Below are 13364 nucleotides of genomic sequence, written 5' to 3'. Positions count from 1 at the left end.
TTCATGTCGATCTCCATCACGAGCACCGCCGCTGCCCGGGCAGACAGGCCGAAAGCGCCCAAACATGCGGGCAAAGCAGCCCGCAAACGGAAATCTAGTCCCGCTGTATCAGGTTTTCCTTGATTGCAATCAAGGAAACTTAAAACTACGCGCCGACGGGCATGACCATTTCATTGAGTATCTGGACAGGATGCCGGATGGCGCGGCTGTCAATCGCCTTCACCTGCGAGCGGCAGGAATAGCCGGTCGCCATGATGATATCCCCCTCGCCGGACGATGCGAGGATGCCGTTCCAGCTTGCAGCGTACAGCTTTTCCGAAATCGGGCGATTGCGGACCTCATGGCCGAACGTGCCCGCCATGCCGCAACAGCCTGTTTCCGGCACATCCAGCTCCACGCCGATCTGCTGGAACACGGATTTCCACTGCTTCATCGAGGATGGAACATTGCTGCGCTCGGTGCAGTGCCCGAGGAGACGCAGCCGCTTTTCACGCGCCATAGTGTCAGCGCTACGCAGACGGTCGCGATGGGCGTCCAGCCATTCCTGCATCAGATTGACCTCCGCCTTGATCCGCGCCGCCTCGACCCCCTTATATTCGCTGCGATAGGTCAGCGTCATGGAAGGGTCGAGACCGACCAGCGCAATGCCCATCTCGGCCAGTTCGTTGAGATAGCGGATGGATTTCGACGCGGTTTTCTCGAAAGCGCCGAGATAGCCGTGAACGTGCAGGGCCTTGCCGTTCTGGTTGGGTGCGGCGAGATAGGGCGTGAAGCCCATCTTGCGCGCCAATTGCAGCGCGGCCAGCCCGACAGCCGGGTCGAAATGGGCCGTGAAGGCATCCAGCACGAACACCACCGCCTGTTGCCGCTGCGCCTCCGTTAGTTTGCGCATCCGCTCCGGTGTTGCCACCGCCACGCCCATGCGTCGCGCTTCACGCGCCAGTGACAAAGCAGGCATTTCCGGCAGCGCCGTCAGCCCGGCCCGACGCATCAGCGCCTGCCCCAGAGATGACCCAACCCATACATTATAGGCGGGCTTGAGCCGCGCAAACAAAGGCAAGGTGTTCTCGATACTCGCCACCATCATATCCTTGATCGGGCGGGCATAGCGTCCATAGTAGATTTCGAGAAATTTAGCCCGGAAGGCCGGAACGCTGACCTTGACCGGACATTGCCCCGCACAGGCCTTGCAGGCTAGGCAGCTATCCATCGCCTCGCGCACTTCATGCGAGAAATCGTTGCGATTGGCGGGGTTGATCGAGTTCCACAGCCTTGCGGGCAGCGTGCGGATTGCACTGGCACTGCGAGCTTTTCCTGCTTCCTTGCGCGGGTCTTTCCCGCTCTCCGCCATCAGGCGCAGCCATTCGCGCATCAAAGAGGCGCGACCCTTCGGCGAATAGCGGCGGTCGCGCGTCGCCTTGTAGGAGGGGCACATCAGGCTCGCATCGTCGAAATCGAAACAGGCGCCATTGCCGTTGCAATAAGCGGCGTTGTCGAAAGCTTCACGGATTTCCAGACCGATGATCCGGTCGAACTGGCCGCGCAGCGGCACCTCATCGATCTTCAGCAGTGCCTGCGAGGCGGGCGCTGCGATCTTGCCGGGATTGAGCCGGTTGCGCGGGTCGAACAGGCCCTTGATTTCCTGCAGGCTCGGATAAAGCGCGCCGAAGAATTCCGGTACATATTCCGACCGCACGCCCTTGCCGTGTTCGCCCCACAGCACGCCGCCATATTTGCGCGTCAGCGCAACCACGCCATCGCTGATCTTGCGCACCAGCGGTTCATGATCGGTCCGCGTCAGATCGAGCGCCGGGCGCACATGCAGCACGCCCGCATCGACATGGCCGAACATGCCATAGCTTAAGCCCTCGCCGTCGAGCAGCGCCCGAAACTCGCGAATATAGGCGGCAAGGTTCTCCGGCGGCACTGCCGTATCCTCAACAAACGGCACCGGACGCAACGGCCCATCGACATTGCCGAGCAGACCGACCGAGCGCTTGCGCATGGTCCAGATCGCCTCGATATCCTTTGGATCACGCGCAATGGTGTAAGGCTTGCCGCCATCGGACTGATCGGCATCAAGCGCAGCAATCACTTCGCGGAACTTGCTCTCCAGCTCTACCGCGCTGTCGGCCACCAGTTCCACAATGTTGATGCCATTGGTTGGGCTGCCGCCATCATCCGGGAAAAAGCGCGCAATGCCCGGCCAGACAATGTCCTTCTTGGCAAGACCCAGCACCTTTTCGTCGATGGTTTCGACGGAAGCGACCTTCAGCGCCACTAGCGCGCGGGCATGTTCCAGCGCGGTGTTGAAACTGTCATAGCGAATATTGATCAGCAGCGCATGGGCCGGGATCGGCAGAAGATTGACCTCGACCTCCGCGATCATCGCCAGCGTGCCTTCCGATCCGCACAGAATGGCGTTGAGATCGAAACGCCCATCCTCGCGCCACAGATGCTTCAGATCATAACCCGTCATATAACGGTTGAGGTTCGGGAAAATCTCGTCGATCAGCGCCCGTTTTTCGGTCGCGATGCGCGCAACAGCGCGATAAATTTCACCGATACGACCGGGCTTCTGCTGCGCTTGCGCCAGCGCCGGGCCGTCGAGCGGGCGTGACCACAGTTCCTCGCCATTGGTCAGGACGACATTGAGCCCCAGAATGTGATTGCTGGTCTTGCCATAAAGACACGACCCCTGCCCGCAGGCATCCGTGCTGACCATGCCGCCGATGGTGGCACGGTTGGAGGTGGAAAGCTCCGGCGCGAAGAACAGGCCATGCGGTTTCAGCGCCTTGTTGAGCTGGTCTTTCACCACGCCCGACTGGACGCGGGCCACGCGCCGTTCCGTGTCGATGTCCAGAATGCGGTTCATGTGGCGCGAGCAATCGACCACAATACCGGAGGTGAGCGACTGGCCATTGGTGCCGGTGCCGCCGCCGCGTGGCGAAATCACCACGTCGCGAAATGCCGGTTGTTCCAGAACCGATGTAAGGATTTTCAGATCGTCCGTGCCCTTGGGAAACACGATGCCGGTCGGCTCTACCTGATAGATCGAATTATCGGTGGAATAGACGGTACGCGAGCTGTCGCCGACTTCCACGTCACCTTGAAAGCCCGCCCGGGCCAAGTGCTGCGAGAGTTCGAGTGTGAGGCCGTTGAGGGGCTGTTTCCTGATCAGAGACGGTATCATGCGGGACTCAAAAAATCTGCATCGCCATGGGCGGCACGCCGCATGCCGGAGTGGTCCCACTACGCTATATGAAAAGCAATGTCGAGGCTCTCCGATGCCGCGATTGCCGCAGGCTTCGTCTAACACTATAGTTGCAAATTCGTCAGGCCGTGGCGAAAGGAGTGATTTTCGAGTACCGGAGCGGAGCGTACTTTTGGGTACGTGAGCACCGGCGCACAGGAAATTGCTCGTTGCAGACCGGCATGGCGAAGAATGCAGCTGTAGTGTTAAACGCGCTCAAGCTTTACGTGAGGCAGCGGCGGCAACTCGACTTCAATCGGATCGTCAGCGCGCACATGCCCACCAGCGAGAACGATGGTCATGACACCAGTTTTGCGGATCACTTCGCCATCCGGCATCTTGTCGAGCACTGCCGAGAGAAGGCCTTTCTGGAAGTTTTCAATCTGCGGGCATGGATTGCGCAAGCCTGTCACCTGCAACACCACATCCTTGCCGATTTTAAGCAAAGCGTCTCTCGGCAAACCCAGCAAATCGACACCCCGCGTGGTGACGTTCTCGCCAAGATCAGCAGGCGCGATCTGAAAACCTTTTTCCGACAGTTCGTCGAAAAGTTCGGCCTGAATGAGATGCACCTGTCGCAGATTGGGCTGGGTCGGATCCACCTTCACGCGTGAACGGTGTTTCACCGTTGTGCCCTGATGCGCATCGCCCTCGACACCAAGCCCGGTCAGGATATTGATTTCCGGTACGGGCTGCTTGGAAAAACGATGTTCCCCATCGCGTGCAACGGCCACGACAAATCCACCACGCATGATCCTCATCCCATCTGTTGCTCTGGCCATTTGTGTAGCGACCAAATTACTGTTGCAGAGCAGGTTTCTCGCAAAGGAAAAAACACTCCCGGCCTGCTATCATAGGTTATAAGACATTTATGTGAATGCAGGCAGGACGAGGCGCAGATTGCAACAGAAAAACGCGCATAGCGAGTTTCGCTGGGGGATATGGGGAACTGGCGCCATTGCCAGCGCCTTCGCAGCCGATATCGCTGCCGTTGAAGGCATGCGCGTTTCCGCCGTCTGTTCGCGTACGCTGGAAGCGGCGGAAGCTTTCGGCAACCGTATCGGCGCCGCCAAGACCTTCAACACGGTCGGCACATTCCTTGCAGACCCGGATATCGATGCGGTCTATATCGCAACGCCCAGCGCCATGCATGTCGCGCAGACCTTGCAGGTCATTGCCGCAGGCAAGCCCTGCCTGACCGAGAAACCGCTGGCGCTTGATGCCGCTGGCGCGGGGCGTCTTTCGGCAGCCAGCGAAATCAGCGGGACTTTCGTGATGGAGGCGATGTGGTCAAGGTTTCTTCCCGCCATACAGGCAGCGAAACGCCACATCGAGACGGGCACCATCGGCAAGGTCACGCGCATCGACGCGGACCTCTCCTATCTGCGCGCCTATGACCGGCAGAGCCGCTTCTTCGATCCGGAACTGGGCGGCGGGGCAGCCTTCGACCTCGGCGTCTATCCGGTCTCGCTGGCGCTGTTCTTCATAGGACCGCCGGAGCGCTCGCAGGGCCGCTGCAAACGCGCCGATAACGGCGTCGATCTGCGCACGGAGATCGAACTGTTCTGGCCCGGCGCGGAAGCCCGGCTCTCCTGCGGCTTCGACCGGGATGGCGACAATCGTATGCTGATCACGGGAACCAAGGGCGCGCTGTTGTTGCACGGACCTTTCCTGAAGGCCCAGCGCCTGACTGTCTATTCCGCTGGTGCATCGAAATCACCCTTTGGACCAGGCAAAGGCTCCGGCCTGTTTGGCAAGATCATCAACCGCCTGCCCCTGCCGGGTCGCAAAATCGAAAACCACACCTTTTCCGGCAACGGGCTTCAGTTTCAGGCGCTGGCCGTGCGCGATGCCGTGCGCAATGGCGCGATTTCAAGTCCGGTCATGCCTCTGACGGACAGCACAGCCGTGGCGGACATCCTGCATCGGATCGTATCGAGCGATTAGAAACTGCTCTTCATCTGATACGGCACCGCGCTGTCGCCAGCATTGTTGAGCGCCAGCGCGATTTCGGTAATGTGCAGCGCCACATCACCGGAAAAGAACGCCGTCGCGCCCGTTTCGATGGCGCGCGCCTGATCGGCGATACCGCGTGCAAAATCGATCTGCGACGGGTAAGCAGGCAAAGCGGATTTACCGTCCTTTGGATAGGATAGCTTCTTTCCGGCAACCGGCTTCCACGACAGGAACTTGCCGATCCGCACTTCAAGGATGATGAAAAGCCGCGCCCAGAACCGCGTCTTTTCATCCGCCTTTTCAAGCCGCACGGCAGAGCGGTTGTCCCACAGATCGTCCACGCTGATCGAGCCCTTGTCACCCACCACCGTCAGGCTGCGGTCGCGCGGCATGGCGAGACCCGATGTCAGCCGCGCCACAAGGCCCGACTTGAAACGCAGGCAACCGACCGAAAAATCGGGAGCCATGTGGAGATGTTCCGTGCCCGGCCCCTTGTCGGGAAAGGTGATCGCAGAAAACGCCGTGACGCTTTCCACCGGGCCGAACAGCGAAACCAGCCATGACAGCGCATAGCCTGCATGTTCGAGCGTGCAGCCGATTTCAAATTCGTGCAGGCCGGGCCAGGCCGCGCCGGAGGCCGAGCGCCATGTGGACCATCTGTCGCGAAAAACCGGGCCGTCTTCCATCTGCGCATAGACGAGACGCGGCGTGCCGATAGTGCCGATAGCCGAGGAAACCAGCCGCTGCGCATCGCTGAGACCATTGGCGGGTGCAGCGGCCAGCGTCAGGCCGCGGCTCGCGGCAAAATCGACCAGCGCGCGCGCCTCATCGAAACTCATGGCGAGCGGCTTTTCGGAATAGACATGCTTGCCTGCGGCGAGTGCCGCCCGCGAAATCTCATAATGGCTTTCCGGCGTCGTCAGATTGACCACGATCTGCACGTCCGGGTCTGCCAGCACGGCATCGAAACTGTCATAGACCTGCACGCCATAATGCGCCGCAAATGCCTTGAGCCGCTCCGGCGACCGATCATAGACGCCGCGCAGCACCAGTTCGGGATAATTGCGTAGGGTGGTCATGTAGTAATCGGCGACGAAACCCGTGCCGACAATTGCAATATTCATGAATGATCTCCGGTAGAAGCGGCCAGCCTTTTCGGTATGCTGATTCTGGATGTCAGTCGCAGCCCGAAAATCCCCAACAAAGTGGTGAGCCAGACCGGGTCCACGCGTCGGAAGAAGAAGCTTTCCATCATCGCGTTCAACGTGCAGAAGAACACGATCATCAGGAAGTAATCGGCCAGAAGCAGGTTTTCGCGCTGCGGCCTGCACCGCATATAATTGACCAGCGGCATCACGATGATCACCGCCACGCCGCAGATCAACCCCGGAATGCCCATGGCGATGACCAGATCGAGATAGCCATTATGGGCATGGACCATGTTGCGCACATCCCAGCCGAGATAATAAGGATTGGCCGCCTCCAGCGCGATGGGCGATTTCCAGAAGCTTTCATAGCCATAGCCGGTCCACAATCGGCCCGGCAGATTTTCGATTGCAAATTGCCAGATCGACACGCGCCCGGTGAAAGTCGCGTCAATGCCGAGGCTCTCGACAAATTGGCGGACCGGATCGAACAGCACCGTCCCGAAAGTAAGGAACGCGAACAGGAACTGAATGGAAAAAATCGCCGCAACGGTCAGAAATCGCAGGCCGAATGCACCCGGCACCATTACCAGCAACATGGCCATCGGCACCAGCGCCATGGTGGTTTTCGAGCCGGTCTGCGCGACGAAGAACAAGGCCGACAGGCCAATCAGCACGCCGCTGACGCGCCAGCCCCGCCGCCAGAGATAAAGCCCTGAAAAGGCGAAAGCCGCCATGACGGGACCGGCCACATTCTTGTGGCTGAAGACACCGCGCCAGAGATAGGAGTTCTGCGGTTCGATCGGGTCTGCACCATGGGTTGCCCCCGCAGGCAACAGCACCACGCCAGCATAGGAAATAACCAGCACGACAGATGCTACCGTCATCAAAAGTCGTGCATAGCCATCGCCGTCCTGCGGCAACGCGAGAACCGCGACGACACAGCAAACGCCGATCATCGTGAAAATAGCGCCGCGCATGACTACAGCCGGATAGATGCTCTGCATGAGCGACGCGAATAGCAGGAGAAACATCAGCGACCAGCCGAAGCCGACAATCCGCGCCACCTTTCGCGGGTCGGCCAGCGTGGCAAGCGCCAGCATGGCCATGACACCCAGAAGGCTGAAACCGAGCTGGTTGATGATATCGCCGCCGCCACCGCCATCGGTTTCCGGCTCGGGCATGAATGGGCGAAACGAAATCATCAAAATGCACATGATGATCATGGCGGCAGCGAGCGCCACCTTCCGCATTTGCGCACGGTGCGCCCCCGCAACCCCGGCTGCGACAGCACTGGGTGCGCCGCTGTCAGTTTTTGTCCGGGTTGCGATACTGCTCATGCTCATATCCAAAATGCGCCATGACCCGGCCCAATCCGACATGGATATAATAGGCGCCGACGGAAACCCAACGCGCCTGAACCGCCTTGTAGACCGCCTTGAACGGCGAAAAGCCCAGCAGAAACGCGCTCTTGAGAAAGACCCGCGCCGCGCTGAACGGTTCGTCCTTGCGCTTGCGCCGCTCCATCATGGTGGAAATCATGCCATTGCGCAAACCGCGCGCCCGAATCCAGTCGGCTTCCAGCCGCCGCGCCGGGACGGTTTCACGCACCGGGGCTTCCGCGCACCAGCCTGTCTTGAAACCCTTGGCGACGGAACGGCTGATGAAATCCGGAATCGCCGCCGCCGGTGAAGTTGAACATCGGATCGAGAAACGGAAAACCCGCCGCTTCCAGCACAGGCCGCGCCACAGCCAGATTGCCGGATGAATAGAGCGTCGGCACCGGTCCGCTCTGCTGATAGGTCGGCAGGAAAACCGGATGCCGCGCCCACGCCTCCGAGCCCGGGCGGTCGAAAACCGGCACCTGCGGGCCACCGACCAGATCGACGCAATAGCGTTCCGCCGCAGCGATCATATTTTCCAGCCATGACGGGTCGGCCAGTTCGTCGTCATCGATCACCAGCACATGCTTCATGGCGGGGAAATAGCCAAGCGCTGTCAGCCAGGCCGCATTATAGGCGTTGCAATTGCCGCGCTGCATTTCCACGATCACCAGACCGCGATAAGTGCCCGCCGCAAAAAGCGGTGCCGCGACCGCCGCGCCCGCGCGTTCCTCCGCCTCGTTTTCCACCACGATGATCGCGAATTGCCGTCCGGTCACCTGCCCCTTCACGCTTTCCAGCGTGCGCAGGAGATGTTCGGGGCGGCGAAATGTCGGCAGCGTCACGACCACCTCGACATTTGCAAAATCCAAATGGGGTGTTTCAGCAATGACTTGAATATGATCGGGAAGCTTCGGCGTTCTGTTGTCCATTATATTTTCAACCGCCGCCCTATTTCCCAATGCAAAACCAATTGGCACTCTTGCCGGAAATGCCCTATTTTTGACACGTAAACTTCTCTATGCCACATCAATTCTTCAATCGGTGCGGTTGTACTGAAAAACAGCGCTCCATCCGATTCAACAAATTGTTTTCAAGCCCTTATTACCAGCCGAGCGTTTAAGGATCATTTACACCGCGCGGCTATGAATCGGGGAATAAGAAATACGGCATATCCGCAGGAGTCGAATTGCAACCGTTGCGTCTTGTCTTCGTGACATCCCTCGTACCCCACGAAGATGCTTCGACTGGATATGAAGTCGCCAATGCCGCTGTCATCAACGGGCTGCGCCGGGCGGGTGCACAGGTCACGGTCATCGGCTTCACATGGCCCGGGCGCAAGGCTGCAACCGACCGTGATGTCGTCGTGCTGGGCGAAGTGGAAGTGCGCACCGAAGGCGCAAGTGCGGCGCAGAAAATCGGCTGGGTGGTCAAATCCTTCCTGACCGGGCTGACGGTTTCCTCCGCCAAGCTGCGCGTCATTTCCCCGATGAAATTTCATGACGCCATCGTAGCTTGCGGCGATTTCGACGCCTATGTGCTGAATGGTGTTGCCCTGCCGGGCGCGTTCGAAACGGTATTTCGCGACAAGCCATCGCTTTTTGTCGCCCATAATGTGGAACACCGCTCAGCGCGCGAAAACGCCGAAGACGCCAAGGGCATCATCCAGAAACTTCTGTTCGCCCGCGAAGCCCGCATTCTCAAGCGGCTGGAAAAGCGGCTCTGCGACAATGCAGATTTCGTCTTCACCTTTGCCGAGGATGATGCGCCAGCGTTGGGCCTGTCGCAGACAAAAGCCGCGACCTTCCCGCTGGTCATGCCAGCCGGGCGCGTATCGGCCAAACGCGATATCGCCTATGACCTCGCCTTGATCGGCACCTGGACATGGCACCCGAACCGGATTGGCCTTGAATGGTTCCTCAAAGAAGTGAGGCCTTTGCTGCCCGCAAATATATCCATCGCGATCGCCGGCAGCACGCCAGCTGATCTGATTGCCGCATGGCCGGGCGTGAATTTCGTCGGCAAAGTACCGGACGCTACCGCCTTCGTTGAAAGCTGCGCCGTCGTGCCACTGATCAGCCGCGCAGGCACGGGCGTTCAGCTCAAGACCATCGAAACCTTCGAGCTTGGCATGCCAAGCGTCGCCACCGCGCATTCTGTGCGCGGCATCGCCCGCATTCCTGAAAACTGCACCCTTGCCGACACGCCAGCGGCATTTGCAGCGGCGATCCAGACGCGCATTGCCAAAGCCCGCGCAGGTGACCGTCAGATGCTCGACGGCAAGGCGTTTACCCGCTCGCAGATCGACGGCATGGATCAGGCGCTTTCACGCGGGCTGGATGCGCTCCGTCTCGCGTCAAAGCGTGCGGACGGAGCGCAATGATGCCGGAACCAAGCCCCGTTCACGCCCGCAATATTCTCGGCATCAAGGTCACCGGTTTCAACTGGGACCAAGCGCTCGACTTTTTCGACAAGGCGCTCGAAGACGGACAATTCCTGCGCGTGGCATGGCTCAATGCCCATTGCGCCAATGTTGCCCATGCGGATGCGACCTATAGGCAGGCCTTGCAGAGTTTTCTCGTGCTGCCGGATGGGGTCGGCGTCGATATTGCAAGCAAGATCGCCTATGGGCAGAAATTTCCCGCCAATCTCAACGGAACGGATTTCGTGCCGCGCCTTCTCGGCCATATCAAGCGGCCCCTGCGCATCGGGCTGATCGGCGGGCGGCCCGGCATCCCCGAACAGGCTGCCGAAGCTTTTCGCGCCCGCGCGCCGCAGCACGACTATCGGGTCTTTGCGGACGGGTTTTTCGGAAGCCACCAGATGACCGCCATCCTCGACCGGCTGGCGGAATATCGCCCGGACATCGTGCTGGTCGCTATGGGGGTGCCCTTGCAGGAATTGTTCATCCGAACCCATATCACGGCAGCGCATTGCACCATGGCCTGCGCGGTTGGCGCCTTGTTCGATTTTCAGGCAGGCGCCACCGAACGCGCGCCGCAATGGGTGCGCGACATGCGCCTCGAATGGGCCTACCGGCTGATGCGTGAGCCGGGCCGGCTGGCCGGGCGCTATCTCGTCGGCAATCCGCTTTTCCTGTGGCGGGTCGTGCAGCATGCAGTTTCGGGATATTTCAGACAGGACAAGCGATGAAAACGGCACTGGTAACGGCAAGCTACCACAAGGATTTCGAGCGTTGCAAATTGCTGTGCGAGACCGTGGACCGTCATGTCAGCGGCTTCACCAATCACTATATCCTTGTCGAACCGCGCGATGTCCCGCTTTTCCGGCAGCTGGCCGGGCCGCGCCGCATCATTATCGACGAGCGCGAGTTACTGCCGTCCTGGCTGCGCGTGTTTCCCGATCCGACATCGTTCGGCAAGCGCCGTATCTGGCTGTCGCCCAAAACAAAACCGCTGCGCGGCTGGCATGTGCAGCAATTGCGCCGCATCGCGGTGGCGCAATTGCTGGAGGAAGACAGCTTTCTCTACATGGATTCCGATACGGTTTTCCTGCATCCATTCGATTGCAACAGCCTGTGGCATGGCGAGCGGCTGCGCCTCTTCGTGCGCCCCAATGCGCTGGCCGATCCGAAATGGACGGAGCATCCGTTCTGGTCGGCCAATGCGGCAAAAATTCTCGGCATTCCCGAGACGAAAACCTCGCTCAATGATTATGTCGGCCAGCTGATCGCATGGCGGCGCGACACGATGCTTTCCATGTGCGAGCGCATCGAACAGCAGACCGGACGCCACTGGGTGGCGGGCATCGGGATGAACCGCCGTTTCTCGGAATGTTTCATCTATGGCCGCTATGTGGAAGATGTGCTGAACGGTTCCGGTCACTTTACCGACACGCATGATCTGTGCCGGGTGATGTGGTTCGAGCCGCCGCCGACCGAAGCGGAATTCCGCGCCTTCATCACCGAAATGGAACCCTATCAGGTTGCCATTTGCATGCAGTCGTTTCTGGGGCTTTCAGCCGACGATATTCGCCGCATCACCAGCGGCTGACCTTAAATTCGTTTGGCTGGGAGCTTCAGGCTCGTATAGGTGAAGACCAGCGACAGGATATAAAGCGCGCCGAAGACAAGATTGAGGCCCGCAATCCAGTCATTGCCGCCAGCGGCATGCCTGAGCAGAAGCCAGACAAACAAAGCCTTGGCAGCCGTCATGATAACGAGGCTGAGCGTCCGCAGGCCCGACTGGCCGCGCGCATAGAGAAGCTCGGTCTGGTATTCGATCAGATTGCGGAACCCCGGCACCAGCAGAACCAGCGGCAGCAGGCTGACAATGGCCGCGACATTGGCGCCGAGCGCATTGGGAAACACCCAGAGGAAGATCGCAAGTACCGCAAGCCCGCCCGTTGAGACGGCAAACACCGACGCTTCCAGCCCGGCGCGCAGACGCAGGCTCGACAGCATGTCGGGCTTGCGCATCAGCTTTTGCACCAGCATCATGTTGAAGGAGCGTACCGGCAGCGCCGTCAGATCGACCAGCCGCATGACAATGGCATAAAGCCCGGCTATTTGCGGCCCGCCAACACTCAGCACCAGCAACTTGTCCAGCTCGCTTTGCACATAGAAAAGCAGTTCCGCCCCGGCGACCGCAACCGAATCCGCGATGCGGCGCATATAGAGTTTTGGCCGGAAACGAATTTTCCGTCGCGGATAGAAGCAGATCGACACGGCAAGCGCCGCGGCATTGGCCGCAAGATACCACCATGCCCAGTGGGCGACGTCATGCACCGTCGCCATCCAGGTGAACAGCACCGCCGCAACCGCGCGCGTGACCGTGCCGAAAATGACGAGGCTTGCCGAAATGCCGAAACGGTTGAGGCCGTTATTGACGATGATGATGACTTCCGCCGACCGCCAGAACAGGGCTTCCGCCGCGATGATAATGGCGAAAGGCAAAAACGTGATATCCCGGCTGAAGAAGACCAGATAGACGAGCCAGGAGCAGAGCGCGAAAAGCGGCAGCGATCCCACCACCGCCATGAGATAACCCGCGCTATAGGTACCGAGAAGATGCGGCTTGACGGTGGCGATGCGATAAAGCGGCGAGGTAAAGCCTAACGACACAATGCGGGACAGCATGACGCCCGTGCCCGATGCGGTTGCGAAAATGCCGAAATCGCCGGTTGGCAGGGTATTGGCAAGCGCGATGAAATAGACCAGCGAAACCACGAGCCGCCCGACCGAACCAGAGACGAGCGACAGATAATCCCTGAACAGGCCGGACTTGAGACCAGATTTCAGGCGATCCATTTTTTGAAATGCTTTCGCTATCACCAACGAACCTTTGTCTTCGTCGCATCGCTCATGATCTCGCATGTTTCACGGGCCGAAGCGAAAAGCCAGCGCAAAACCCGGCATACGATATTGAATGGTTAACCGGTTGCATTTTCCATCGGGAGAATTGCAATAACATTAACCAATTTTTTCCCGTAGGCACTTACAGTCTCAACCCAAACGGGTTTTCAGAGTTCGGATATTTCAGGCAATGAGCAGCGATGATAAGCGTCATAAAGAGGGGAGCGGGAAACCCCTTCTCTCATTCTCCGACGCGCCAGCTGCCGTAAGCCGGACATCGAACGCTCCGACGCCACCCCAGGCACCTCCCCAAA

Annotated in this window: 9 protein-coding genes and 1 pseudogene; 4 read left to right on the top strand and 6 right to left on the bottom strand. The window is 59.5% G+C overall.

What is annotated here, in order from left to right:
- Positions 1-145: 145 nt before the first annotated feature.
- Together QLQ11_RS12425 and QLQ11_RS12420 are read right to left on the bottom strand one after the other, a co-directional pair.
- A complete protein-coding gene (locus tag QLQ11_RS12425; protein ID WP_109367738.1) occupies positions 146-3193 on the bottom strand; it encodes an FAD-binding and (Fe-S)-binding domain-containing protein in 3048 nt (1015 codons plus the stop codon).
- 266 nt (positions 3194-3459) lie between these two features.
- Positions 3460-4005, bottom strand: a complete 546-nt coding sequence (locus QLQ11_RS12420; RefSeq protein ID WP_109367739.1) for an MOSC domain-containing protein — start codon at positions 4003-4005, stop codon at positions 3460-3462.
- 148 nt (positions 4006-4153) lie between these two features.
- Between QLQ11_RS12420 and QLQ11_RS12415 the strand changes: the two genes are divergently transcribed.
- Positions 4154-5200 carry a Gfo/Idh/MocA family protein gene (locus QLQ11_RS12415; RefSeq protein WP_121539239.1) on the top strand — a complete coding sequence of 349 codons (1047 nt, stop codon included), beginning with the start codon at positions 4154-4156 and terminating at the stop codon, positions 5198-5200.
- Here the strand turns inward: QLQ11_RS12415 and QLQ11_RS12410 are convergent.
- From QLQ11_RS12410 to QLQ11_RS12400, 3 genes and pseudogenes are all read right to left on the bottom strand, one after another.
- On the bottom strand, positions 5197-6333 hold the full coding sequence (locus QLQ11_RS12410; RefSeq protein ID WP_109367741.1) for a Gfo/Idh/MocA family protein: 1137 nt from the start codon (positions 6331-6333) through the stop codon (positions 5197-5199). The genes QLQ11_RS12415 and QLQ11_RS12410 overlap by 4 nt on opposite strands.
- Positions 6330-7694, bottom strand: coding sequence for an O-antigen ligase (locus tag QLQ11_RS12405; RefSeq protein ID WP_109367742.1), 1365 nt, complete (start codon positions 7692-7694; stop codon positions 6330-6332). The genes QLQ11_RS12410 and QLQ11_RS12405 overlap by 4 nt, the downstream gene beginning before the upstream one ends.
- A pseudogene (locus QLQ11_RS12400) lies at positions 7663-8668 on the bottom strand (glycosyltransferase family 2 protein). The gene QLQ11_RS12405 and the pseudogene QLQ11_RS12400 overlap by 32 nt, the downstream one beginning before the upstream one ends.
- Before the next feature lie 257 nt (positions 8669-8925).
- Here QLQ11_RS12400 and QLQ11_RS12395 point away from each other — a divergent pair.
- Genes QLQ11_RS12395 through QLQ11_RS12385 form a run of 3 tightly spaced genes read left to right on the top strand, consistent with a single transcriptional unit; the run spans position 8926 to position 11749 of the window.
- On the top strand, positions 8926-10119 hold the full coding sequence (locus QLQ11_RS12395; protein ID WP_109367744.1) for a glycosyltransferase family 4 protein: 1194 nt from the start codon (positions 8926-8928) through the stop codon (positions 10117-10119).
- Positions 10119-10889 carry a WecB/TagA/CpsF family glycosyltransferase gene (locus QLQ11_RS12390; RefSeq protein ID WP_109367745.1) on the top strand — a complete coding sequence of 257 codons (771 nt, stop codon included), beginning with the start codon at positions 10119-10121 and terminating at the stop codon, positions 10887-10889. Before QLQ11_RS12395 ends, QLQ11_RS12390 begins: the two co-directional genes overlap by 1 nt.
- Positions 10886-11749 carry a DUF6492 family protein gene (locus QLQ11_RS12385; protein ID WP_109367746.1) on the top strand — a complete coding sequence of 288 codons (864 nt, stop codon included), beginning with the start codon at positions 10886-10888 and terminating at the stop codon, positions 11747-11749. Before QLQ11_RS12390 ends, QLQ11_RS12385 begins: the two co-directional genes overlap by 4 nt.
- A gap of 2 nt (positions 11750-11751) precedes the next feature.
- Here QLQ11_RS12385 and QLQ11_RS12380 read toward each other — a convergent pair whose 3' ends face one another.
- Positions 11752-13029, bottom strand: a complete 1278-nt coding sequence (locus QLQ11_RS12380; protein WP_109368026.1) for a lipopolysaccharide biosynthesis protein — start codon at positions 13027-13029, stop codon at positions 11752-11754.
- Between the last annotated feature and the right edge of the window lie 335 nt (positions 13030-13364).

Source organism: Ochrobactrum sp. SSR (genome assembly GCF_030067775.1).
In the GTDB taxonomy this organism is placed as follows: domain Bacteria; phylum Pseudomonadota; class Alphaproteobacteria; order Rhizobiales; family Rhizobiaceae; genus Brucella; species Brucella teleogrylli.
This window is presented reverse-complemented; position numbering and strand designations above follow the sequence as displayed.

Excerpts from the sequence above, each read along its gene's own strand:
- QLQ11_RS12410 (WP_109367741.1), bottom strand. The coding sequence starts at position 6,333 with ATGAATATTGCAATTGTCGGCACGGGTTTCGTCGCCGATTACTACATG.
- QLQ11_RS12425 (WP_109367738.1), bottom strand. The coding sequence starts at position 3,193 with ATGATACCGTCTCTGATCAGGAAACAGCCCCTCAACGGCCTCACACTC.
- QLQ11_RS12420 (WP_109367739.1), bottom strand. The coding sequence starts at position 4,005 with ATGCGTGGTGGATTTGTCGTGGCCGTTGCACGCGATGGGGAACATCGT.
- QLQ11_RS12390 (WP_109367745.1), top strand. The coding sequence starts at position 10,119 with ATGCCGGAACCAAGCCCCGTTCACGCCCGCAATATTCTCGGCATCAAG.
- QLQ11_RS12405 (WP_109367742.1), bottom strand. The coding sequence starts at position 7,694 with ATGAGCAGTATCGCAACCCGGACAAAAACTGACAGCGGCGCACCCAGT.
- QLQ11_RS12385 (WP_109367746.1), top strand. The coding sequence starts at position 10,886 with ATGAAAACGGCACTGGTAACGGCAAGCTACCACAAGGATTTCGAGCGT.